The organism is Rhodococcus phenolicus (genome assembly GCF_001646785.1).
In the GTDB taxonomy this organism is placed as follows: Bacteria; Actinomycetota; Actinomycetes; order Mycobacteriales; family Mycobacteriaceae; genus Rhodococcus; species Rhodococcus phenolicus.
The window spans coordinates 12135-36111 of sequence record NZ_LRRH01000105.1 but is presented as its reverse complement, the minus strand read 5'-3'; the positions used below and the strand labels follow the sequence as shown (position 1 = coordinate 36111).

The window sequence follows — 23977 nt, the reverse complement described above, 5'->3', positions numbered from 1 at the left end:
ACCAGTATGCAGCTACGATGACCGTCGTGATGGTTCCGACTCCGTACGAAGATCTGCTGCGCCGCATCATCGATACCGGGACGGCGAAGTCCGACCGCACCGGGACCGGCACCACCAGCGTGTTCGGGCATCAGATGCGCTTCGATCTGGCAGCGGGCTTCCCGTTGATCACCACCAAGAAGGTCCATCTGAAGTCGATCGTGTACGAATTGCTGTGGTTCCTGCGCGGCGACTCCAACGCCACCTGGCTGCAGGAGCACGGCGTGAGCATCTGGGACGAGTGGGCAGCTCCGGACGGCGAGCTCGGCCCCGTCTACGGAGTGCAGTGGCGGTCGTGGCCCACCCCGTCCGGCGAGCACATCGACCAGATCAGCCAGGTCATCGAGACCTTGAAGACCGATCCGGATTCGCGGCGCATGATCGTCTCGGCCTGGAACGTCGGCGAGATCCCGCGGATGGCGCTTCCGCCCTGCCACGCGTTCTTCCAGTTCTACGTGGCCGACGGCAAACTGTCCTGCCAGCTGTACCAACGCAGCGCAGACATGTTCCTCGGTGTGCCGTTCAACATCGCCAGCTACGCGCTGCTCACGCACATGGTGGCGGCCCAGACGGGTCTGGAAGTGGGCGAATTCGTGTGGACCGGCGGCGACTGCCACATCTACGACAACCACCGCGAACAGGTTACCGAGCAGCTCTCCCGCGAGGCGTATCCGTACCCCACTCTGAAACTGGCACAACGAGATTCGATCTTCGACTACACCTTCGAGGACATCGAGATGGTGGACTATCAGCACCATCCGGCCATCAAGGCTCCGGTCGCAGTGTGACTGCCCCGCAATTCGTCGGTCTGATCTGGGCTCAGAGCCGGGCCGGGGTCATCGGCGACGGGGGTGGCATCCCCTGGCGCATTCCCGAGGACATGGCGCACTTCAAAGCCACGACGGCCGAGCACCCGGTGATCATGGGGCGCAGGACCTGGGATTCGTTGCCGGCGAAGTTCCGCCCGCTGCCGGGCCGTCGCAACATCGTGGTCACCCGTAACGCGTCGTGGACCGCCGACGGTGCCGAAAGCGCACCGAGTGTCGCCGACGCTGTGGCCCTGGCGAGCGGAAGCCCGGTTTGGATCATCGGTGGCGGCGAAATCTATCGCAGTGCAGTGAGTATCGCGACGCACCTCGAAGTCACCGAGGTCGATCTCGACATCTCCGGCGATACCGTCGCCCCCGAGATTCCGGACGGCTGGACCGCGAAGGCCGGCGAGTGGCAGAACAGCCGAGTGAACGACACTAGATTTCGCTACGTCGAGTACGGACAGGCTACCCAACCTTCCTGAGCGCGTTCAGGATTCCCCCGTCGCGACCGCAGACCGTGCGTCATACTGACGATCATGGACAAGAAGTCACTCACCGCACTTGCCCGCCAACAACTCAAGCTCGCCGTCGGTGCGTCGAGTGGCCGCAGTTCGCAGACGGTGTACGGCGGTCACCGACGCCACCTGAGGCAGACTGTCGTGGCGTTGGCCGCCGGTAACAAGTTGGCCGAACACGACCTGTCCGGCGAGTCGACGGTGCTGGTGCTGAGCGGAAAGCTCGAGCTGATCAGCGGCGAGCGATCCTGGAAGGGCTCGACCGGCGATCTGCTCGTCATCCCCGACGCCCGCCACAGCGTCGAGGCCCTCGAAGACGTGAGCTTTTTGCTGACCGTCGCTATGTGAGTGCTTTTCGCACTACCAACACCGGGCAGTCCGCGGTGTTGACGAGAGCGAAACTCGTGGACCCCAGCAGCATTCCACCGAATCCGCCGCGTCCCCGGTTGCCCACCACTATCAGTGCTGCGGTTTCGGACAGGCCACTGAGTACCCGTACCGGTCGGTCCTGCGCCACGATGCGCTGCACCTCGACCTCGGGGAACCGCTCCTGCCAGCCGGCGAGGCTCTCTGCCAGCAGTGCCTCTTCGCCGTCGGCAATGGCGTGCCAATCCTTGGGCGCGCGGCCGAACGATTGCGTCAGATCCACATCGGACCACACGTGTACCGCGATCAATACGGCATCGCGCGCCGACGCTTCGACGAACGCCGACTCGACGGCAGTCTGATTGACGTCCGATCCATCGATGCCGACAACGACCGGGCCCTCGGCGACCCGACGACCGTCGATGTCACGGCCCCGCACCACTGCCACCGGCGAGACGCTGTGGGCCGCCAAAGACAATGTGACAGCGCCGGTTTCACTGGCGCCGATCACCAGAATCTCGGCCTGCGCCGAGACGCCGATGAGAACGTCCATGACGCCGCCCTCGATGGCGCTCGACGTCACCTCGAACGCGGGATCGTCGACGACCAGCGCGGCCAGGGTCTCTGCCGCCACCAACCTGGACTTGGCCGTCGCAACGAATTCCGTTGCTTCTCCGGCGAATTCGCTCAGATCGACAACTCCCGGCATGTCGACGGCAGTGACGATGTGCAACCGCCGATCGCGTCGATGCGCGCACAAGGCCGCCCAGATCACTGCCTTGTCCGCCGCGGCGGATCCGTCTATACCGACGATGATCGGTCGAGAGCCTGTCACGATGGGGGCCTCCGGTCGTTGCCCCGAACACAAGGTGTGGAGCGTGAAGAAGAGTAGGAGTTCAGGTTAGTCGATCCACCCCGTCGAGGTAAGTGGTGTCAGCTGGCGCGCAATGCGTTTGCGTACTCCCGCGTTCGCACAGAGCTGCGTTCGATGGTGGCGGCCTGGGCATCGAGATGGTCCAAGTAGTCCGCCAATTGATCGCGACTACGCGCCCCGGCACCGAGATCTGTCCGCTCGAAGATGCGCCACTGGGCCAACATGGGCCGCAGTACCTCGTCGAGATGGCGCGCAAGGTCGTAGATGCCGTCGCGCGCGATGAGCATCGCACTGCGCGCGAAACCGGGGAGGTTGGTACCCGGTAGCTGGAAATTCATGACGACCTCGGTGATGGCGGTGACCGTCAGGCCGGGTGCCACGGTGAGCGCTGCCGAGACCAAGTTCGCGAAGAATCGGACGTGCAGTTCCTGATCGGCGACGATGCGTCCGAGGAGACGATCCGCCACCGGATCATGGCACTGGTCCGCGGTGTTGCGATGACTGATAGTCGAGACCGACTCGTCGAGGACCACCTGAACCAGTGACCGAAGCAGGTGTGCACCGTTCATGGGGGCGTCGAACCCCACCGTCATACATTGCGCTCGAGCTCGTCCGAGGGCGACCGGATCGACGCTGCGGGTGGCGACCAGGTAATCGGTGAGGGCCACCGAGTGCCGACGTCGTTCGCTGCTCCAGTCGGTGAGCCAGGACGGCCAGGCACCGATCTCGGTTGCCCCTGCATCTCGGCGGTAGAGCGGAATGTTCTGCTCGACCAGAAGATTGGTCACCAACGCGGCTTTGGCAGTTTCGGTCAGCGGCGAGGGACGCGATCCCCAGTACATCTCGGCACGCACGAAATCGGCCGGTACCCACTGAACCGACTCGACACGGTGACGGGCGAGATTTTCCTCGATCGTCGGGCGCAACTCCCGGAGGACAGTGAACTGACCGATATCACTGTGCATGCTCGTCCCTTCGTTGCCCACTCCCGACGGGATCAAGGTAGATGTGCGCCGCGTGCGCCGTGAACAGCTTCCCGATTGTTTAGGGCAAGTCGCAGCCGGCCACGTCGGTCGCTCGAGATAGATCACAACGAGTTTTGCCGAAACCATGGATCACACGTAGATAACAACCTATGATCGATCCTGTTAGAGGCCAGGAAACAAACTTGAAGTACGAAAACGACGCGGTTTCAGGTTCGATTGTTTACATTGAGCCATCGAAGCGCGTTGATACGCGCCAGTAAGTTTGCAGTCCGTATGACCTGAAGAACCAACACGAAGGGTTGATCTGTGACCGTTCACAACTCGACTAGCCTCGGAATCATGGTCGCGGGTCAGCCTGCGTCGGCTCCTCTTCGCGATTTCCGCGCGGTGGCGCGGCTCCTGGTAGGACACTTCGCAGCCAACACTCCCTGCGGGTCGTTGCCAGGCGAACAGCTCCACGGCGACGTCACCGAATTCACCGTCAAATGCATCAGCATCGCGGTCCAGATGCTCGACGAGCGCCGCGCCCCGGCGGAATCCGACCTGGCCGAGCTTCGCGCCAAGGCCAGCCAGTGGGCTCGCGAAGGAGTTCCGCTCGAATCGGTGCTCAGCGTCTACCACGAGGGCATCCAGATCGGCTGGAATCTCGTGTCGAAGCGAGCGGGTGAGGGCGATGCAGCGCAGCTGATCGAGGCCGCGCGCATGTTCGTGCTGCTGTCGGAGAAGGTATCCATCGCCGCCAGCAAGAGCTATGTGGAAGAACTGCAGGCCGTGGCCAGCGAACACCACACTGCAGCGCACACTCTGGTCACCTCACTTCTCAGCGGCCACAACGCGGTGTCGATGGCACGTCAGTCCGGCATCGAACTCGCCGACAGCTACCTCGTGCTCGCCATCTCGGTGCCGCCGCACCCGGACGAGAACGACCCCAACATCCAGAAGACGGTCGCCGCTCGCAGAAAGCTGCGTCGTGTCCAGGCCGAGCTGGCCACGATCTGCGGCCGCACTCCCCTGTCCTTGCTGAGCACCGAGGGTGGCACCGTCCTGATTCCCGGTGTCCACGACGACGAGTGGGTCGAGGCTCTGGTGCATCGCATCGGTACCGCCGCCGAGGTGCCCGTCACCGTCACGGCCGAGCAGGCCGCCACTGCGGACATCCCCACCGCAGCCGATCAGGTCCACGAACTGCTGTCTCTGGCCCATCAACTGCACCGCCCGTCCGGCCTGTACCGCATGGACGATCTCGTGCTGGAGTACCAGCTGACGCGTCCGGGCCCCGGCCGACGCCACCTGACTCAGATACTCGAGCCGCTCGATTCGTCACCCGAGCTGCTCGAAACCCTGGAGATCCATATCTCGCACGATCTGAACCGTCAGCGGTCTGCTCGTCAGCTCCATCTGCACACCAACACCGTCGACTACCGCCTCAAGCGGATCGCACAGCTCACGGGCTTCGACCCCACACGTCCGTCCGGAATCCGACACCTGCAGGCCGCGCTGGTGGCCCGCCGACTCGAATCCTCGCGCGGCGCAGCTTGATCTGAGAGTTCCGAACGGTTTCTCGATCCGACGGCAGGTAGCGTCGAAGATACATTCGAGAAGCAAGGGGATTCGTCCGTGGCGAAGTTGATGCTGGAGTTGTCCGGGGTGGTCAAGGAGTACCCCACCGGAGAGCAACCGGTGCGGGCGTTGGACGGCATCGATCTCACGATCGAGGGCGGCCAGTTCGTCTCCCTCGTCGCACCGTCCGGTGCCGGCAAGTCGACGCTGCTGCACATGCTGGGCGCACTCGACACACCGACGTCGGGTTCCATCAGGTTCAACGATGTCGAAGTCACCACCCTCGACGACAACGCCCAATCCGATTTCCGACGCCACCAGGTGGGCTTCGTCTTCCAGTTCTTCAATCTGTTGCCGACGATGTCGGCGTGGGAGAACGTCGCCGTCCCCAAGTTGTTGGACGGCACTCCCATCAAGAAGGCCAAGGCCGACGCGATGCGACTGCTCGAGATGGTCGGGCTCTCGCAACGCTCCGAGCACCGGCCGGCGCAGCTGTCCGGTGGTCAGATCCAACGCATTGCGATCGCCCGAGCACTGATGATGAATCCGGCACTGTTGATCGCCGACGAACCCACCGGCAATCTCGACTCGAAGACCTCCCACAACATCCTCGAAATACTGGCGGACGTGGCACACGCCAGCGAGGGGCGTCGAGCAGTGGTGATGGCGACCCATGACCTCGAGGCGGCGCGCTCCACCGACCGCATCGTCAGCATGATCGACGGTCGCGTCGAGACCGACACACCGACGGCCGGTCTCGATCGGTGATCGGTACCGCTCTCAGCAGATTTCGAGTCATCAGCCTTCGCGACCTCCGCATGCACTGGGTGCGTTCGCTCGTGTCCGCGGGTGTCGTGGCCGTCGCCGCCGGGCTGCTCATCGCCGTCCTCGGCACCTACGGGTCGTTGACCGGATCCGTCGAACGTCTCGCGGTGACGATCGCAGGAAACGCGAGTTACGAAGTCGTCGGTGTCACCGACTCCGGCTTCGACCAGAGCGAACTCGACGTGGTGCGCTCCGTTCCCGGTGTCGACACGGCGGTTCCCCTGCTGCGCAGCACCGTTCGATCCGACGTCGGAGATCTGACGGTCCTCGGTGTCGACTCGTCCATCACGGCACTGCAGTCGGATCTGCAGGGCGCGGTCGGCAACGCGGCGGGACTGTTGTCCGATCCTTCCGGTGTATTGGTCGGAGCCGCAACGGGTCTGAATCAGGGAGACACCGTCACGATCGACGACGTTCCGACGGCGGTGGTCGGCGTGATCGACGGCCCCGGCACGCAACGCATCGGTGGGGGCATGTTCGCGGTTGCGCTCCTTCCCGCTGCGCAGGCACTCACCGATCGCCCCGATCAGCTCGATTCGATCTTCGTCCTGGGCAACGGCGACACACTGCGGTCCGACCTCGACGCCGCACTCGCCGGCCGAGTGTCGGTGATGAGCCCCGACTACCGGGCCGACCGCGCGAACCAGGCGATGAGTCTGACGCGCAATGCCACGCTGATGGTCTCGCTCATCGCATTCGTCGTCGCGGCCTTCCTCGTCTTCAACGTCATGAACATGGCCATCGCGAAGCGTCGACCCACCATTTCTCTCCTTCGCGCCGTCGGTGGACGCCGCGCGGATATCGTCCGCGACCTGCTGTTCGAGTCCGTCCTGGTCGGACTGGTCGGCGGTGCCGTCGGTGTTCCACTCGGAATCGCGATGGGCCGCATCGCCATCGAGAGCCTTCCGCCGTTCCTGTCGCAGGCATTCGACGCTCGAATCGAGTACGTGTTGCCAGGTTTTGCCATTCCCGTGGCGATCGCAGCGTGTGTACTGGCCTGCGTCGGAGCCTCGGCCGTCGCTGCGGTACAGGTGTATCGCATCTCGCCGATCGAGGCACTCGCCGTCGGCGGCGGAGAAACGGCAGGTGGACCACGTCGTCGATTCGTCGCTGCAGCCACCGCGTTCGGCCTCGTCGCCATTGCCGGATCGTTCGTGTTCGCCGTCAACGTCGACGGCCAACTGACCCTCGGTGCCGGAGCGCTGTTCATGTTCGGCGTCGTTGCGCTGTGCGTCGGGGGGACGGGACCGATCGTGTCGGCCACGGCGGCCGTCCCTCGCCGCTGGGGTGGTGCCGGCCGGCTGGCCACCGCCACCATCGAACGTGCCCCGCGACGGATCTGGGCAACGGTCATGACGATCGTGATTGCGGTGGGAGTCAGTGTCGGAGTGTCGGGTTCGTTGGCCAACATGACCGACTCGGCGGCCGAATCGCTGTCGTCGTTGGCGAACACCGACCTGTACGTGTCGATGTCCTCGCCCGACGCCATACCGTCGGGCCCCATCGTTCCTACGGAGGTGGCAGACGCCGTCCGTTCGACGCCCGGTGTCGCTCGCGTCGTCGAGGGGCAGTGGGCATACGCAACGATCGACGGCGAGACGGTATCCATCCAGGGCGTCGCCGACGGCAGCAATGCGGTGACGCTCGCATCGCTCACCGACACCGTGCGGTCCCAGGTGCTCGCAGGTGACGGTGTGGTGCTGTCCCAGGGGTTCGGCAGGACGTTGGGTGTATCGGTGGGCGACTACATCGATCTGCCGACGCCGACGGGCGTGAAGAACGTGCGAGTGCTGGATCTGGTCCAGTACATCAATGCCGCGGGCGGCACGATGGCAATCTCGCTGGACTCGATGCAGCGTTGGTACGACCGACCCGGCGCGACCTACCTGGAGATCGGCGTCGACGGAGACGTTGCGGCCGTTGAGGATTCGTTGCGTTCGACACTGCCGCCCGAGGTCTTCGTGTACACCGGCGCTGCCGCACTCGAGGGCACCAGCGCTGCCATCAGACAGTCCGGCGCACTGGCCATCGCGTTGCAGTGGATCGTCGCGCTCGTCGCCGCGGTCGCGTTGCTCAACACGTTGACGCTGTCGGTCCTGGAGCGTCGACGCGAACTCGGCGTACTGCGAGCCATGGGCGGTGGACGGGGAACCCTGGCACGAATGGTGTTGGCGGAGGCACTGTCGGTCGGCATCGTGGGCGGCGTGCTCGGCCTGATCATCGGCGCGGGTCTGCAGTATCTGAGCACCTTGATCCTCGGCGCCAGCATCGGAATCCCGGTTGCCTACACCGCCGGTTGGTCGGTGCTGCTGTACGGCCTCGTCGCCCTGGGCCTGTCGCTGCTGGGCTCGGCTCCACCCGCCGTGCACGCCTCGCGACTGAACATCGTGGAGGCCATTGCGGCGGACTAGGTTGTGGGCGGGGCCTCTGGATTCGGCGGGTCGGCAGGATTCGCGGGGCCTCTGGATTTCGCAAACGCGCGCGCGTTTGCCAGGTGCGAGCGGAATGGTCAGCGGACGTATAGCAGGACTGCGCGCGCCTAGCGAATGCGCGCGCGTTTGCGGGAGGGAAGGGTTGTCGGATGGCCACATTCAGCGTCGCAGCAGAGGACTACGACGCCGACGCTCTGCTCGACTGCTCGGGCGGCCCGGAGTGGGAGTTGGTTCCTCAGCGAGCCGCCCTCCTGGTCCACGACATGCAGCCGTACTACCTCAACGTGCTCGACGACTCTGTCCGCTCGAAAGTGTTTGCGGCGGCATCGGAGGTGGTCGCGTGGGCGCGGTCGAGTGGGGTACCCATTCTGGCCAGTGCTCCACGAGCGGCGAGTGACGTCGCCCAGCGGGGACTGCTGGGACCGATGTGGGGGTTGGGCCCAAACGCCGAGGAGGTAGCGATCACCGAGCCGGACTTCGCTCCGATCGCAAAGCGAAGTTACAGCGCCTTCTACGCCACCGATCTGGAGGTCGAATTGCGCCGACGCGGCCGTGACCAGCTCATCATCGTGGGCGTGTTCGCGTCGGCGGGAATTTTGGCGACGACGTTCGACGCTTCCGCCCGCGATATTGAGTGCTTCGTCGGCGTCGAAGCGATTGCCGATTACACCGCTCACCAGCACCGCACCGCATTGAAGCTGATTGCGTCACTGACCGGTCGAGTGGCGTCGATCCAGAACCTGCTTCCCGATCCGCGGGGTGGGCCGCTAGACTAGCGAGCGCGATGTGGGTCGGCTGTGCACTCTGGCAGCAAACCTATCCGCAACCGATTGTTCCGAAAATCGAAAAATGTTGCGCTGCAGCAGTTTACGATCAACGGACAGTTACCAGCCTTCGTAGCTCAGGGGATAGAGCAACCCTCTCCTAAAGGGTAGGTCGCAGGTTCGAATCCTGCCGAGGGCACCACAGAGCGCTGCAAGACTGCCATGATGCCCGGGTGCGGCACTTGCGGAGGCGAGCGTATGGCGAAATAGTGCAGGTGTGGACCACTCCCCTGACGAGCATGCGCCACTCGTCCACCTGAACCACAAGAGTTTCCCGCAATTCACCGGCTCGCCACTGCCTACACCCACCGTGGGCGACGTCGCGTTGGCCTTCGTCAGCGGGTTCGGGGGAACGACGATCGGCGGACTGATCGGGGCCGTGGCGGGGTTCATGATCGGCGGGGTCGCCGAGGCAGCTTTGCTCGCCATGGTTCTGGCCGGCATCATCGGATGCGCCGGCCTCTATTTCGCGTTGATCCGTCGACGTCGATGGTCGCTGTCGGACTTGGGTTTTCGATCCCCCGCGCACAGCCTCCTCCATCTCCTGTGGCAGGTTCCGCTCCTGATGCTCCTCGCCGTGCTGGCCACGGCCGGAATTGGCGCACTCCTCGACGTCGCACCGGACGGCAATCAGAACGCGATAGTGAAGGACGCCGTAGAAATCGGACCGGCCTCGATCGCCGCGATACTCGTGCTGATCGCGGGCGTTGTTCCCTTGATAGAGGAAATAGTGTTTCGCAGGATCCTGCTCGATTGGCTCAGGTCCAAGATGCCGACAGCGGTCAGTGCTGCGCTTGTCACCATCGTCTTCGCACTGTGCCACATTGCACCGCCGGCGATGCTGTACATCCTCTTCCTGGGCACCGGCCTTGTTGCACTCCGTCTCTGGTATCGATCGCTCTGGGCTCCGCTGATTTTGCACGCATTCAACAACGCCGTTGTCAGCTCCATCGCCATCGCAGTAGTGCTCACCTGACGTCCGAAGCAGGTCTTGCGTACCATCGAATTCACCCGTACTATCGAACATGCATTCGAGTACTGGGGAGGAACTCGTGGTCACAGCTTTGAAAAATTTGCCGCTGACACCTGATGAGGTGTTGCGTTTCGTCGCACGTCTTCAGGCGTCCGATGTCGTTGTCGACGCAGCAGCAGGCATCGATTTGATCTCCGCTCTCGAGACGGTCAAGTGCGTCAGCGTGGCAACGCAAGCCGTGGTGACCGATGCCGTCGCAACAGCCATCAGCAACGAACGCAAAGAGCTCGGCAAACCGAAAGCTCAGTGGCGCAGCGGGATTGCGTCACAGATCGGCTTGGCCCGACGCGAATCGCCGAACCGTGGCGGCACTCACCTCGGACTCGCACGCGCGCTGGTGCACGAAATGCCGCACACTCTCGCGCGCCTGAAAGCCGGCGAACTCAACGAGTGGCGGGTCATGATTCTTGCTCGCGAGACGGCGTGCCTCACCGTCGACGATCGCCGCACCATCGACGAACGATTGTGCGCAGACCCCGCGACATTGGCCGGTGCCGGCGACCGCACCATCGAGGGTCGCGCTCGCGCACTTGCCAACGAACTCGACGCCGCCTCCCAGGTGAAGCGGCGTGCGAAGGCATACGCAGCTCGGCGCACCAGCACCCGCCCCGCACCCGAATCCATGGGTTTCTTCACCGTCCTCACATCGATGGAGAAGTCCGTCTGCATGTGGGCCACGCTGCGACGAGATGCCGACACCATCATCAACTCGGGCGGCGACACACGCACGCGCGACCAGATCATGGCCGACCTCGTGTTCGAGCGGGTCACCGGCGCGTCAGCAGCCCAAGGCCCGCCAGTGACCGTCGACATCGTCATCTCCGATTCGACGCTGCTCGCCGGCGGTGACACGTCCGCATATCTGCACGGCTACGGCGAAATCCCGTCCGATGTCGCACGGCAACTGATTCGAGACGCGCTCGACGACGCACAAGGCAATGAGACGCACGTCGCATTACGTCGCCTCTATGCCCATCCGAAATCCGGAGCGCTGACGGCAGTGGAGTCCACGTCGCGAGGTTTTCCCACCGCGTTGGGACGCCTCATCGACCTCCGAGATCGCACCTGCCGCACCCCGTGGTGCGACGCGCCGATCCGACACCACGATCACATCCGGCCACACTCCGCGGGTGGTAAAACCAGCGCCGAAAACGGCGCAGGCCTTTGTGCCGCATGCAATTACGCGAAAGAAGGGGAAGGCTGGACGGCCGAAGCGCGGCGAGACAAACGCAACGCGCGACATCGGTACAGGCTCATCTCACCCACCGGCCACACCTATGACTCGAGTGCCCCGCCCATGCCGGTGGTCGAGCTCTACAACTCGCGAATCGAGAACGTGATGATCACGGGTCTCTTCGACGACGGCGCCGCGTGACGAACATGCACGGGAAGAGACCGAGCCACAACTCGGTTACACTCGGTGACGACGCGCGTAGCTGCACGTCAGACGTCGTGGAATGCTCCCGAATCACCATGTGCACCCCGCACAGGCTTCTCTTACGGCGATCGAAACTGCCCACCGGCAGTCTCGCCACCTTGCATCTCGGCCCAAGGCCCGCAGGTGCAACACCCTGCCCGAAAGGCACTTTTCATCACTATGACGACCCCACAAACATTTGCTGCACTCGGTGTACCCCAGGCCATCGCGGATGTACTCGCGAGCCAGGGCAAGACCGAAGCCTTCCCCATCCAGGCCGATACGCTCCCCGACACACTGCAGGGACGCGACGTGCTCGGACGCGGAAAGACCGGCAGCGGAAAGACACTCGCCTTCGCGATCCCGATGGTCGCTCGGCTCGCAGGCCAGCTTCCCGGCAATCGCAAGCCCGGCCGCCCGCGTGGCCTGATTCTCGCTCCGACGCGTGAGCTCGCCACCCAGATCGCCGTCGCAATCGAGCCCCTCGCCGCCGCGTACTCGCTGAAGGTCACCACGATCTTCGGTGGTGTGTCGCAGGTTCGCCAGGTCTCCGCGCTCAAGGGTGGAGTCGACATCGTCGTCGCCTGCCCCGGTCGCCTCGAAGACCTGATGAAGCAGCGCCACCTCACGCTCGACGGCGTTCAGATCACCGTCCTCGACGAGGCCGATCACATGGCCGATCTGGGCTTCCTGCCTGTCGTCACCCGCATCCTCGCCGCCACCCCGGACAAGGGTCAGCGCATGCTGTTCTCGGCGACACTGGACAACGGCGTCGACAAGCTGGTCAAGCGCTTCCTACACAACCAGATCACGCACTCCGTCGACGAGGCCACCTCCCACGTCGAGGCCATGACGCACAGCGTCTTCGAGGTCGACGGCGTCGAAGCCAAGAAGAAGCTAGTCCATCAGCTCGCCTCGGGCACCGGACGACGCATCCTGTTCATGCGCACCAAGCACCAGGCCCGCAAGCTGGCCAAGCAGCTCACCGACGCCGGAATCCCGTCCGTCGACCTGCACGGCAACCTCTCGCAGGCCGCACGTGACCGCAACCTCGCAGCCTTCTCCTCCGGCCAGGCTCGCGTTCTCGTCGCCACCGACGTCGCGGCCCGCGGCGTCCACGTCGACGACGTTCAGCTCGTCGTCCACGTCGATCCCCCGGCCGAGCACAAGGCGTACTTGCACCGCTCCGGCCGCACGGCGCGCGCCGGCAGCGCTGGCGACGTCGTGACCGTCGTCCTGCCCGAGCAGCGCAAGGACACCGCAGTGCTGCTGCGCAAGGCCGATATCAAGGTCACCCCGATCCGCGTCACCGCCGATTCGCCCGCAGTGGCGAACCTCGTCGGCGAGCAGGCCCGCTACGTCGAGCCTGCACCGCGAGTCGAGCAGGCACCCGCCCGCACCGGAGCCCCGCGCAACAGCAACGCTCGCCGCGGCGGCCCGGCCCGTTCGGGTGGTCAGCCGCGCAGTGGTGGTCAGCCGCGCAGCGGTGGCGGACAGCCCCGTTCCGGTGGACAGCCGCGTAGCGGTGGCGGCGGCCACAGCCGTCGTGCAGCAGGACCGGCTACGAGCCAGCGCAGCCGCTGATCTCGGCCTGAGCGCGGAAAGCCCTTTTTACGAGGGCTTTCCGCGCTTTTCTGTTCTCACGCTCACCACCGCAGCAACTGCGCAAAGACCGGCCGGCCCGAACCACGGAAGTCACGTCGAACAGTGTGTCTCGGTCGAGCTGGCACACTGGAGCGGTGACCGTCAGTTCTTCTCGCACTCCGAAGTCAGGGCCCCTCGGTCCTCAGGAATTGGCGACCGCCGCGGTCATGAGCAGCTTCACAGTCGCATTGACGGTGATCGGTGTGCTCGTGCCGATGGCAGCGATTCTTCAAGTCGTCGCGGCCGTTCCGATGTCGGTGGTCGCACTTCGGTATCGGACCCGTGCGCTTCTGACCGCTGCGGTAGCAGGCACCCTCGTCGGATTCGTCGCTGCCGGTACACAGACGGCACTCACCGTGGCGAGCGCGGCGCTGTTGGGCGGCCTGGTCGGGCGAGCGAAGCGCAAGAAGCAAGGCCTGTTCGGTGTGCTGGTCACCTCGATGGTCGTCGGGCCCGCACTGGGAGCCCTGACGGTGTTGCTCTTGCTGATCCTCGTTCCGCTGCGAACGTTGTTCCTCGACACCCTTCGCAACACCCTCGAGGGCGTGTCCAGGTTGCTCGAGCGCACGTCGGCCTTGCAGGGTGCCGCCGATGTGCTCCGCAGCAGCTCCACCGCGGTGCTCGACAACTGGTGGTGGTGGGTCGGCGGTTCCATCGCGTTCGGGATCGTCACCGGAACACTGTTCGCCTGGCTGATCCTCACCGCCATCCTCGACCGTCTCTCCACCATCCCCACCCCCGAAGCTCTTGTCTCGAGCACCGACGACGACGAGATCGGGCCGTTGCCGGTCACCCTCGCCTCGGTCGGTTATCGGTACCCGGGAAGCGCCACAGCTGCATTGACCGGAGTCGACCTACACATCGAACACGGTGAGTTCGTCGCGATCGTCGGTCACAACGGCTCCGGCAAATCGACCCTGACGAGGATCATCGCCGGCCTCGAACCGTCGGAAGGCACCGTCAGCGTGGCGTGGATGTGGAATGGCACGACCGGACCTGGTGTCGTTGCCCAACCGCTGAATCGGTCCAATACGGAATTTCACTATTCCCTCGAAGATGATCCGAGTATCTGGCTCGAAGGCAGAACGACGGCAGCGACACTTTCGCACGGATTGGGCATGTCGATTCCGGCGTTCATTGCCGCCGTCATCGCTCACCCGAAGGTGACCGGCAAAGATGCGACGGCCTGGCCGAAACCGGTACAACCCTGAGCCGTGGGCGATGGTCCTTGGGTACGCGGCGGAGTGCCGCATGAACGTTGTTCGCGTTGTCGCCGCCGATCGAGCAGGATGTGGCGTGGTGGGCTCGCTATTGAGCCAAAGAGCTGACCCGGTAGGTGATCTTGTTGGTGGTCGTTGTGGGCATGTCGTTGAGATACGAACTGAGCGCACGCGCGGCGTCGTTCGCGAGTGCCGTTGCAGCGCCGGGTGTTCGTGCGCGAGCAGTCACCGCGATCCCGGCGATGTCGGAGGCCCCAGTAATGGTCAGATCGGATTCGTAGTCTGCTGCCGCGCCGCCGCGTGTGTGTGCGAGGAGTTCAGCGGTCTTGGCGAGGTCCTCGGGGGTTGTCTGGATCCCGACGAAGACGTAACTCGTGGTTCCGGCATCGGGTTGCGTCGGTGTAACACTGAACTCGACGAGAGCCGTGCGGGTGAACGCGATCGTCTTCGTCCACCACAACCCGCCGAATACTGCGAGCACGAACACTGTTACGAGGACGATCAGGCGTTGCGGGCGTGTCACGGACTGCTCCTTCGTTCCTACAGCCGTCGGCGACGCGCGTGCGTCCCAGTATTCATCACGGGGCTCTCGGGCCGAGCTTCCGCTACCGCCCCGGGACCGCGGGCGGTAGCGGGGACTGTGCAGTGATGGGGCCGCATTGACAGGCGTGGCCTGTGTGCGGGTGAGAGTCCGTACGGTCCGGTCAATCCGAGTAGTCCTTTAGGGCTAATACTTTTGGCGGGGAAGCGCTTACGGCGTCGGCCCGGCGGGGAACGTCCTGCCCCTCGGAATACATGGATGTGACGGTGTGAAGGGCGGACAGAGAAGTTAGTCGGTGAACACCATGAACGCGACACGCGCCTGGCCGGTGTGCGCGAAGACTGCTGCGTTGACTAAATCGCAGAGGGCCTCGGCGCCGTAGTTCGCGATCCGTTGAGTCGAGAGTGGCGTCCGGCCGCGGGCGTACACCACCTTCCCCGCGACAGCCGTTGTGTCCTTGATGGTCAGACTCGACGCGTATTCGGATCTGTTGCCGCCGTATGTGTTTACGATCCGCTCGGCGACAAGCCTCACGATCTCGTCGTTCGAGAACGGGAAGGCCGCGATCACTGTGGGAGTGATGTCAGAAGGATCGCCGCGCGGAACGTAGACGAAGGTTTCGGCCGTGAACGCGACCGGTGATGAGCGGGTGAAGGCAATCGTCTTCGTCCACCACAGTCCGCCTATCGCGACGATCACGACAGCGACGACGATCAGAATGCGGTGTCGAACGACCAGAGGTCTCATCGGTTAGTTGTACCGTGCCGGACGCACTCGACAGGTCAACGTGGCCAGCGGCATTCGCGTCGGTGCGAGTCGATATGGTGCACGACATGATTCGCTACCGCTTTGGCGCTTCCACAATCACGTTTGGCGACGACCTGTCACTGCGTGGCGGACGGAGGTCGAACTGATGGCCGACGCACCAGCAACTCTCGACGAAATGCACAAGCAGATCGCGGACATCCAGGACAAGATCCGGCGACTGCGCCGGGAGCGGATGGACACCGAGAACACCACCCCGAACCCCGAACCGCTCCGCGTGGCCATCCGCCAAGCGCACCGGGACCGGGACGCCGTGGTCAATCCGAAAGTCGAGGACTTGCGCTCACGGGCGGGTGAACTGACGGACGCGATCGATGAAGTCTGGGCGAGCTGCGACCACATTCGGTGGTCGCTCTACCGCTTGGACCGCACCGGGGTCATCGCGAGGATGTCGTCCTACGGCAAGGACACGCTCAACTCGCTGCAGCAGTCCTTGGAGGAGGAAGCGGTGATGCGGACCCAAACCCTCGAATCGCTCGAAGCGCAGGGCGTCTCGGAGTTCCCGGTACCGAAGCCGTTTGCCATGTACCCGGCGAACCGTAGGGAGTTCTGATGGCGCGCGGCAAGCACCGTCAGGCCAAGCACAACCGCGACATGCGGGAAGCGCAGGACAAGCTCGCGACTGTCCGGGCGGAACTCGCCGAGGAAGAGCGCCTGCACGAGGCGGCATTCAAGGCACGCGCCGAGGCGGATGAACTCAAACGCGAGTTGGACGCTGCGTGCGTGGACCGGGACAGGGCGTGCCAGGCGGAAGTCGATCGACTCGGCAACGAGATCGCCGCGCTCGGCCTATGGGTGAAGTCCCATCGCGCGCTGCATCAGCGGGTCCACGATCGCTGGGGGAGGATGCTGGATCCCATCACCGACGCCCTGGGGGGCGGCAAGACCGAGAGCTTGGAAGCCTTCATGGCGGTGATCGGCGCCGAGGACAGCGTGACTCTTCAGCTCGATGTCGCAGACCGGCGACAAATCTCGCAGGAAGCAGCCACGGCGATTCAGCGCGCTCGCGGCGGACGACGATCGGCTCAACCGAAAAAGCACTACACCGAGGCCCAGAAGCAGATGCGGAAGGAGCTACTCGTCTCACGGTTGCCTGCGGATGATCATCGCGCGGACGCCGATGTCGACGACGACACACGGCAGCGCGCTCTCGGTACCCTCTTCGATCGCACTCCAGCGGCGGTCAGTGCTTGGCATCCGGCCTCGTGGATCGCCGAGCCCAGCCCTGAGTCGGCTGGGTCGGCGCAGGCCCTGGGACTGGTCCTGGGCGAGGAACACACCGACTTCCCGGAAGGGCCTTCCATCCCGACGCAAGCGCACGCGACACTGAGTGCGGCGACACGCAATGCGTTGTCCGGGTTGCCGCCCCGTCAAATATTTACGACGTGGCAGCGTGCGTACGGTGCGGGAACCGAGCAGGCTCTCGATTCCCGGATTCGCCTCCCGATCGCTGCGATGCCTCGTCATCCCATTCCCGCGGACGCGGCCTCGCTGCAGCACTGGTACACCGCGGCAGCATGGGGGAGTGCGCTCCGCTACGCCGGTGGCGCTGGGTCGTGTGCGCCGTCGAGGATCGCGGTCGCCACACAAGCGGCCGTCCCCTTCTGGCTCCCGCCCGGACACACACTGAACTATGCAGATTCGGAGCCGCTCTCAGCCGACGATCGCGCCGACATCCGGTTGCCTTATGCGCAGGTGTTCCTCGCATTCGCTGATCCGCTCCGACTCGACGCCGCCGCACCGTCGACACCTGAGGTGGACGAGTCGTGGGAGTGGATGACGCGCGTCGTCACGGACATCTTGGGCCGCGGTCAGACAAGGTCCCTGGGATCGATGTTGCTGGCCGGAACACGAGGATTCACCGCCGACCGGGTCGACCTCTGCGACATGATCGAGCAGCGCGGGGCAAGGATCGAAGGCCTCGTCCTGCTCGCCGACGCCGTAGGGCGGCTCGACGACGAGTTCGCTTGGTGCGTAACGATCCCCGCCAAGTCCAGCGGCGTGCTCGGGCGATGGACCCTGCCCGCGTCGTTGGACAGCACCGCGTTCCGCGATCAGGTGATCAACCTGGCGGCGGTCGCGGCATGGGGCGATTGGCACAGTGCAGCGGAGGAAACCGACGGGCATGTCACAGTTCGGGAGTCTGCGGACGGCGAGTCAGCCGAACGCAAGGACGGCGCGGTGCGGGTCCTGAACGTGAAGGCAACCGGGCGTGCGGAGTCCGGGGCTGCGCAGGGGACCGGCGCGCAGGTGGCGCCTCATATCCGGCGTGGGCATTGGCGGCGGCAGCGGTACGGGCCGAAGCGTTCACTCGAACGGCGAGTGCGGATCGCGCCGGTACTCGTGAACGCTGCTCGTGGCGACATCGGCCCGCGGGTGTACCGGTTGCCGTCGTTGCCGCGCGAGGGCGCAGCTGTGACGCGTCAGCGGTGAGCGCGCGAGCACTACGGGTGAGTCAGGCATCGCTGGCTATCTCGGTGGTCCTGCTGGTGCTGGTCTATTTCTGGGATCTGCTGTCGTTGCGACTCCAACACCAACCCAGCTGGTGCATGGATCACTACGGAACCCCGGCGCGGTTCGCCAATCTGCTGCCCGACCGCGCGGAGCGGGTAACGGCAGGAGTTACGGACTTCTGGGGATGGCTCCCGCCAGGTGTGAGCTGCACCTTCACCGACGTAATGACCAAAGAAAGCGAGACCCTGACACCGGCCGCGGACAGGTCGTTCTTCGTCGTGGTCCTGGTGGCGATGGTCCTGATTTCAACTGCAGGCATCGTTTTCACCCGGCGAAGGCACTGAACACCAGGAGGTACTGGGCGGTCAGAGCCCCGTCGGCACTGTGGTGGCCGCGGGGCCACGCCGACTCCGCGAAATCACTGAATCGCGTGTAGAAATAGTCACGAAAGACCCACCCGTAGAACGAGAAAGGATCCGCACATGGGGACCTACCATCATGTGGTTTTGCGTTCGGCGGCTGGCGAATACGTCGCCAGAGTGAGGCCGAGCGCATTCGGATGCGACGTCAAAGTCGGTAGTGGAGGATACTTCGATCAGAACGTCCTCCCTGCTGTGACGGCATTCGCGGAGAAGCATTTCGGCACTTCCCTCACTCCCATTTGGGTTGACGACATGTCGTGTGACGGTTGGGAATACAACCCAACACTCGTCGCTCCCTGGGATGGCCCGGTGTCCCTGGACGACGAACCGGAACTTCCCCACCTGGTGCCAGCCAGTCAACAGGGTGCTGCTGTCCGCGCACATCCGGACATCATCGTCGCCGGGATGTAGCCGCCCCCGCTAGCCGGTAACCAGGAAACCGCGGATACATCGCGCGCAGTGTCGTTCTAGGTTCCGTTCAATGCGGCGACGGATTGCTCGTGTTGCAGTTTGGAGTCGACGGGCTCAAAGCAGTTGGGGGAGAATGTATGAACGGATCGAGAACCGTTCCGATTCATCAACTTCGACTGCTGGGAGATCGACGCCAATGCGCAACTGGATTGTGTACGACGACGAGAACAATCACATTGGTACGGTGACCGCCGACGACAGGTATTCGGCGCAAGACAAGGCGCAGGAGATCGAGGGTTGCTCCTGGATCGAACCCGAAGATGCACCGCACACACCGGTCCCCTAAACGGGCCGCGCTCACGCAATAAGGGGATTCGAACCTATTGGTTCGAGTCCCCTTTTCTCGGTGCATATTTGGGTTATGCCGTCGCGCGCTGGCCAAGGCGGCACCCAGGGTGCGGTCGTTGGCGGAGGCATGGGATCCAAGAAAACCGGTCCAGTTGGTCTCGTTTCATGTCAAGATCAGTCGACGACATTTGATGCTGAACGAGAAGGAGATTCGATGCGTTCGATCACACGCGCGGCCCTGGTCGGTGCTGCAGCTCTTCCCTTGGCTATGGCAGCTCCCTCGCTGGCCTCGGCCTCGACGGCTGCCGACGTCACCTTCGCATACAGCGCGTCCGGGTCCACGGTGAGCAATACCATCACCAACAACTCGGGCGGTCCTCTGCAGTGCACCACGGGCCTCGGGGACGCCCCTGGTGGCGTGTTGCCGCCGATCGAAGACACGATCGGACCAGGACAAACGATCTACGAGACCGGCGTGATCCCGACGGGCACAACAGTTCAGACAGTCACCGGCATCCCGGACGGCGCTTACGTCGTCTTGGCGTCCTGCGGCAGCCTCGACGAACCGATGAGCATGTGGGCCTCGGACTACCCAGGACTCGAGACATACCTGGCGATGTTCCCGTTCACCACCTACGCCGTGCAGCAAGCGTCCTGGGTGGTCACGCTGCCCGCCGCTGGTGCGCCCGCAGCAGCCCCAGGCGTGAACTTCGGGAGCTGACCCGGCAGCAGGTCTGTAGAACGGCGCGCGTCACCGACGGACGAGATTTCGTCGGCGATGCGCGCCACTTTCATTGGTAGGCGAGGATGCCAGCAGGCATGGATCCCCGGGTTCGTAGAATGCAAGCCGTGGAGGAACTCTGGCTGTGTGGCTACTGCGGTGGACCGCTCGTCCTCGGGCTATCCGCTCGTTGTCGACTGTGCCTACGTGAGGTGAAAGGTCTCAAAGGTGAAGTGCGATGGCGTGACGAGTCGGCCGCGCGCTACCTGGACTCGCGAGGGCCAGGCCTCGGCCAGTGGTACCTCGCGAACAAGGCCCGTATCAAAGCCCAGGCCCGGACGAAGCCAACGGCTTTTGGCGATCCGAAGTATCGGCCAGTTCTCAGTCCCGATGACGCGGAGCATCCATTTCCGTTCCCGTTCGACCTGCCCTCGTCGCAGTCGGACGAGACAGACCAACCATCTCCCACAGTGGACGCGGACGCCCCGCCGCCACGTGTGCGGCTCCGTGGTCGTCCGCTGCTCACGTGGGAGGACGCAGAGGACTTCGCCGAGGACTGGATGCGCAAGAACGGCTACCCCGACGCCAGGAAGACGAAGGCGGGGCCGGACGGCGGAATCGACGTCACATCCGCTCGGGCGGTCGCCCAGGTCAAGTTCTTCTCCTCCAAGATCGCGCTCCACGAAATTCAGCGGCTGAGTGGAATCGCGCACGCGGAGGGCAAGGATGCGATCTTCTTTTCCCGTACCGGCTACACGAAAAAGGCCAAAGAATGGGGCGATCGTCACGGTGTCCGGTGCCTGACATTTCAACCGCGACAACGCCGTTGAATTCGAACGTGGTATCGCAAGTGTTTACCGGGTAAACGCTATGACGTCGCAACCGGTGCGCTTCGTCCGTCAATCATGCTGCGGTCCACCGCAAGTAGCGGCGGATCTGGGCACAAAAAATGACCCCTCCGAGAAGCTCGGAGGGGTCACATCTGTTCGCGGATGGCGCTAGCGCGTCACATCGGGCACGGCGGAGGGAGGGCTCACGCTACGCCAGGCACCGACGCGTCCGGGTACTTGGCGCGGATTTTCTGCTTCGCATCGTCGGACAGAGATGAGCGCCAGGTCTGTTCCACCGGATCGTAGAAGGGCCGATCCGTTGCCATCCGCGACACAACGGCCCAACCTCGGCCGATATTGTCGGAGTCGTTCGACACCAGCCGGTACCCAGCTCGCCCGAGTTGGTTGTCGAGGTCGTCGGATGGTTCGAGAGGAAACGGTGCGGTGATGAACCTGTTGGGGTCGTTGTCATCCCAGCAGACGGAGACCTGAAACCTCTTGCCGTCCTTCGCGATGAATGCTTTGTAGGTGCTCATGAACCTGCCTTTCGTTTCGTAGCGAGCGGGGAAGGGACTACCGGCCGAAGGGAAAGCGGACAGAGTCGGGCAAATCATCGCCGTAGGCGTCACAGCACAGCCCGTACCACGTCTCGTCGTCGGTGTCGGGGTCCCGGATGATCACGACCTCGGTTTGTCGGCCGCAGGCCGAACAGTGCGCGATGTCCTTTGCAGGCGTCATCTTGCGGAAGGGGCCGTTGGCGTCGGTGCCGTCCTCGACCGTGTCATCACTGTTGATTGTGTTCTCCGGCATCACAAAAGGCCTCTCTCGGGGAAGGGTGATAGAGGAAGTCTAAAGCGGATGTCGGATGCGTAGTCGGATGCGAATGGCAGCGGCGGACACGGCGACGAGTTCAGCGTGGACCCGTGCGCCGGAACGGCAGGTCTCCGGATCCGCGCTCGCGTTAGGTCTCTGTGCTCGGGTCCAGGTAGCTCACAGCGGACTCGAGGGCGCGAAGGGCGGCGGGAAGCAGTTCGTTGTTCCGGGTCGTGAAAGGTGTGCAGACGAACAGATTCCAGACCTCTTTGAGGGCCACGGTGTGCGGCGTCAGCGTGATTTCGGGATTGGTGGACGGCCAGATCGGGGTCAGTCCGATATCGGCTGCGGCCTTGTCGATGAGGGAAATGTGGTCCGGTCCCGACGACCATGTTGGTCCCAGAACCATCACGACGAGGTTGCCGACCCGCAGGACGGCGGCGGCTGTTTTTGCTCCTGAAGGGCGGTAGCCGGTGGGGAAGTTTGCGTGGTCGAGGATCACTCGCGGGTCGTTGCGCAGAAGTATCGAGTACTGGGCGCTCAGGGTGCTGGTTTCGTCTTCGTTAACCAGGGCTGCGTACACCCTGGTGCCTTTGGGGACGCCCCCACCCGAGCGGTCGCTGAAGCGTGACTGCAATCGCTGACGTGCGTCTTCTATCGGCCAGACGTCTCCGCCCCGTTTCACGCCCAGCAGCAAGGTGATCCAGACGATCCAGAAGGCGAGGGCGCGGAGGGTGTTCTGCGAGACCGGTGCCCCTGTCTCGATCAAGTCGAGCAGGTCCGTGTTGTTGTGCAACTTGCTGGTTGCGGTGTTGCAGTCGTTACACAGCGATGTCGTGAACGGATGATCGGCAGTGGTTGCGGGTTCGACTCCCATTCGCAGCAGCAGTGCCTGCGGGATGATGTGTTCGAGAGTGGGATTGTCGAGATCTCCGCAGATGACGCATGGGCCTAAGTTCGCGTCTGTCGCCACTTCTGCACTCCTTCGATCGTCAGCGAGCCGGATCGGTCCGCCGTGAAGAATCGAACAGTATTCGACGAGGGTGCAGTCGAGGATGTCGGTGTTGTCGAGCGAGCGGGGGAGAGGATCCGTCGAGGGCGGTCACAACACCGGTGCCTCCCCGCGACCTCCCTAATGCGCGCTATCGCAGAGTGGAAAACTCGACGTCGATGTCCGTCCATGCTTCCACAGCGTCGAGGCGTCCCGGCCGATACGCCGACACGCGCAACTGCATCACCGAAGCATCCTGAGGCACCACGAAGATCAACTCGGCGCCCTGTGGAGAGCCGAACCGTGCCCGTTTCTTCACCGGCTCCACCGGATCGGGGCTGGTGACCGAGAAGTCGTATGGTGCGAAGTTCAGCTCGAAAGTCTCGGTGAGGTCCGCGCGCCCGCATGCGCCGAGTTCGCCTGTGCATCCTCGTTTTTCGATGATCCAACTCGTGGTGGCTGGTGCCGAGCTGATCACGACGTACTTCTTTCCATCCGGTGCGGGTGCACTGTCCGCCGTCAGCTGCTGCGTGGAGTACACCTCGAGGTCGGCCGTCAGCTCGTACGGACTGGCTGTGAGGAAGCCGTGCATTTCGGTGCGGTCCGGGTTGTCGATTCTGCCTTCCATTCGGGCAGGTAACGTGTCCTCTACCGCGTCGACGGCGGGTGCTTCGCTGGTGACGGCTGACGTCGGTGATCCGTCACTACTGCCACATCCTGAGAGAGCGAGTGCGGCGGTGAGAGCAGCTGCGGCGAACGTGGCAAAGCGGGTGGTCGGCGGCACTGTGTTCCTTGCGTGTGGGGGATATTTACTCGCTGCTGAATCGCTGTGTGCTGTCGCTGCGTTACGCGACGCGCAGGTCCTGAACGGGCGCGTGCGGCGCGGAAGTGACCGCCCACCTTCTGATGTCAGGGGACGCAATAGAACTCGTGAGGGCGTTAATGGGCGGGCCAGATGGGCGGCTAAGGGGGCGCACCGTGTGTGGCGGCGCGTTCAGCGCGCGCGTTGGGCTGAGCAAGCGGTGCGGACAATGCGCGGTGCCTGCCGCCGGTGAAGACGATGCCGAAGAGGAG

At 64.0% G+C, this 23977-nt stretch carries 25 protein-coding genes and 1 tRNA gene; 18 read left to right on the top strand and 8 right to left on the bottom strand.

What is annotated here, in order from left to right; translation table 11 throughout:
• Positions 1 to 26 precede the first annotated feature (26 nt).
• From A8G15_RS24915 to A8G15_RS24905, 3 genes are read left to right on the top strand one after another with little or no spacing between them, the layout of a single operon-like run.
• A complete protein-coding gene (locus A8G15_RS24915; protein ID WP_064257181.1) occupies positions 27 to 827 on the top strand; it encodes a thymidylate synthase in 801 nt (266 codons plus the stop codon).
• The gene (locus A8G15_RS24910; RefSeq protein WP_064257157.1) at positions 824 to 1333 is read left to right on the top strand and encodes a dihydrofolate reductase; all 510 of its coding nucleotides are present in this window, start codon (positions 824 to 826) and stop codon (positions 1331 to 1333) included. The genes A8G15_RS24915 and A8G15_RS24910 overlap by 4 nt, the downstream gene beginning before the upstream one ends.
• Before the next feature lie 54 nt (positions 1334 to 1387).
• Entirely contained in the window at positions 1388 to 1714 is a 327-nt protein-coding gene (locus A8G15_RS24905; RefSeq protein ID WP_032395790.1) for a cupin domain-containing protein, read from the top strand.
• Here the strand turns inward: A8G15_RS24905 and A8G15_RS24900 are convergent.
• Entirely contained in the window at positions 1707 to 2567 is an 861-nt protein-coding gene (locus A8G15_RS24900; protein ID WP_064257158.1) for a universal stress protein, read from the bottom strand. The genes A8G15_RS24905 and A8G15_RS24900 overlap by 8 nt on opposite strands.
• Before the next feature lie 98 nt (positions 2568 to 2665).
• Positions 2666 to 3697, bottom strand: a complete 1032-nt coding sequence (locus A8G15_RS24895; protein ID WP_245687989.1) for an acyl-ACP desaturase — start codon at positions 3695 to 3697, stop codon at positions 2666 to 2668.
• A 201-nt stretch (positions 3698 to 3898) separates the two neighbouring features.
• Between A8G15_RS24895 and A8G15_RS24890 the strand changes: the two genes are divergently transcribed.
• From A8G15_RS24890 to A8G15_RS32270, 9 genes are all read left to right on the top strand, one after another.
• A complete protein-coding gene (locus A8G15_RS24890; protein WP_032377353.1) occupies positions 3899 to 5131 on the top strand; it encodes a PucR family transcriptional regulator in 1233 nt (410 codons plus the stop codon).
• 87 nt (positions 5132 to 5218) lie between these two features.
• Complete coding sequence (locus tag A8G15_RS24885) at positions 5219 to 5920, top strand: ABC transporter ATP-binding protein (protein ID WP_057479335.1); 702 nt, start codon at positions 5219 to 5221, stop codon at positions 5918 to 5920.
• Between the two features lie 50 nt (positions 5921 to 5970).
• Positions 5971 to 8388 carry an ABC transporter permease gene (locus A8G15_RS24880; protein ID WP_156665550.1) on the top strand — a complete coding sequence of 806 codons (2418 nt, stop codon included), beginning with the start codon at positions 5971 to 5973 and terminating at the stop codon, positions 8386 to 8388.
• 170 nt (positions 8389 to 8558) lie between these two features.
• Positions 8559 to 9185 (top strand): isochorismatase family protein, encoded by a 627-nt coding sequence (locus A8G15_RS24875; RefSeq protein ID WP_064257161.1) that lies wholly within the window; start codon positions 8559 to 8561, stop codon positions 9183 to 9185.
• A 114-nt stretch (positions 9186 to 9299) separates the two neighbouring features.
• Positions 9300 to 9375 (top strand) — tRNA-Arg (locus tag A8G15_RS24870).
• Positions 9376 to 9450: 75 nt separating this feature from the next.
• Complete coding sequence (locus A8G15_RS24865) at positions 9451 to 10209, top strand: CPBP family intramembrane glutamic endopeptidase (RefSeq protein ID WP_156665549.1); 759 nt, start codon at positions 9451 to 9453, stop codon at positions 10207 to 10209.
• Positions 10210 to 10285: 76 nt separating this feature from the next.
• Positions 10286 to 11641, top strand: coding sequence for an HNH endonuclease (locus A8G15_RS24860; RefSeq protein WP_082900148.1), 1356 nt, complete (start codon positions 10286 to 10288; stop codon positions 11639 to 11641).
• A 222-nt stretch (positions 11642 to 11863) separates the two neighbouring features.
• On the top strand, positions 11864 to 13267 hold the full coding sequence (locus tag A8G15_RS24855; protein WP_057479224.1) for a DEAD/DEAH box helicase: 1404 nt from the start codon (positions 11864 to 11866) through the stop codon (positions 13265 to 13267).
• Between the two features lie 227 nt (positions 13268 to 13494).
• Positions 13495 to 14538, top strand: a complete 1044-nt coding sequence (locus tag A8G15_RS32270; protein ID WP_269454825.1) for a DUF2232 domain-containing protein — start codon at positions 13495 to 13497, stop codon at positions 14536 to 14538.
• Between the two features lie 97 nt (positions 14539 to 14635).
• Here A8G15_RS32270 and A8G15_RS31525 read toward each other — a convergent pair whose 3' ends face one another.
• On the bottom strand, positions 14636 to 15070 hold the full coding sequence (locus A8G15_RS31525) for a hypothetical protein (protein WP_197481895.1): 435 nt from the start codon (positions 15068 to 15070) through the stop codon (positions 14636 to 14638).
• 306 nt (positions 15071 to 15376) lie between these two features.
• A complete protein-coding gene (locus A8G15_RS24840; protein WP_156665548.1) occupies positions 15377 to 15787 on the bottom strand; it encodes a hypothetical protein in 411 nt (136 codons plus the stop codon).
• A gap of 214 nt (positions 15788 to 16001) precedes the next feature.
• Between A8G15_RS24840 and A8G15_RS24835 the strand changes: the two genes are divergently transcribed.
• The 6 genes from A8G15_RS24835 (at position 16002) to A8G15_RS30155 (ending at position 21099) form a co-directional block, all read left to right on the top strand.
• Positions 16002 to 16466 carry a hypothetical protein gene (locus tag A8G15_RS24835; protein ID WP_064257163.1) on the top strand — a complete coding sequence of 155 codons (465 nt, stop codon included), beginning with the start codon at positions 16002 to 16004 and terminating at the stop codon, positions 16464 to 16466.
• Positions 16466 to 18346 (top strand): AcrVA2 family anti-CRISPR protein, encoded by a 1881-nt coding sequence (locus tag A8G15_RS24830; protein ID WP_064257164.1) that lies wholly within the window; start codon positions 16466 to 16468, stop codon positions 18344 to 18346. Before A8G15_RS24835 ends, A8G15_RS24830 begins: the two co-directional genes overlap by 1 nt.
• Before the next feature lie 17 nt (positions 18347 to 18363).
• Positions 18364 to 18711: a hypothetical protein gene (locus tag A8G15_RS24825; RefSeq protein ID WP_156665547.1), complete on the top strand. Its 348-nt coding sequence runs from the start codon at positions 18364 to 18366 to the stop codon at positions 18709 to 18711.
• Between the two features lie 138 nt (positions 18712 to 18849).
• Positions 18850 to 19200 (top strand): hypothetical protein, encoded by a 351-nt coding sequence (locus tag A8G15_RS24820; protein ID WP_064257166.1) that lies wholly within the window; start codon positions 18850 to 18852, stop codon positions 19198 to 19200.
• A gap of 562 nt (positions 19201 to 19762) precedes the next feature.
• Positions 19763 to 20269: a hypothetical protein gene (locus tag A8G15_RS24815; protein WP_068165656.1), complete on the top strand. Its 507-nt coding sequence runs from the start codon at positions 19763 to 19765 to the stop codon at positions 20267 to 20269.
• Between the two features lie 128 nt (positions 20270 to 20397).
• Positions 20398 to 21099, top strand: coding sequence for a restriction endonuclease (locus A8G15_RS30155; protein WP_169833943.1), 702 nt, complete (start codon positions 20398 to 20400; stop codon positions 21097 to 21099).
• A gap of 203 nt (positions 21100 to 21302) precedes the next feature.
• Here the strand turns inward: A8G15_RS30155 and A8G15_RS24805 are convergent, their stop codons facing one another.
• The 4 genes from A8G15_RS24805 to A8G15_RS31520 form a co-directional block, all read right to left on the bottom strand.
• Complete coding sequence (locus A8G15_RS24805) at positions 21303 to 21635, bottom strand: hypothetical protein (protein WP_064257168.1); 333 nt, start codon at positions 21633 to 21635, stop codon at positions 21303 to 21305.
• 37 nt (positions 21636 to 21672) lie between these two features.
• Complete coding sequence (locus tag A8G15_RS24800; RefSeq protein ID WP_064257169.1) at positions 21673 to 21909, bottom strand: hypothetical protein; 237 nt, start codon at positions 21907 to 21909, stop codon at positions 21673 to 21675.
• A gap of 151 nt (positions 21910 to 22060) precedes the next feature.
• Positions 22061 to 22885 (bottom strand): hypothetical protein, encoded by an 825-nt coding sequence (locus A8G15_RS24795; protein ID WP_064257170.1) that lies wholly within the window; start codon positions 22883 to 22885, stop codon positions 22061 to 22063.
• Positions 22886 to 23054: 169 nt separating this feature from the next.
• Positions 23055 to 23687, bottom strand: coding sequence for a hypothetical protein (locus A8G15_RS31520; protein WP_211270239.1), 633 nt, complete (start codon positions 23685 to 23687; stop codon positions 23055 to 23057).
• Between the last annotated feature and the right edge of the window lie 290 nt (positions 23688 to 23977).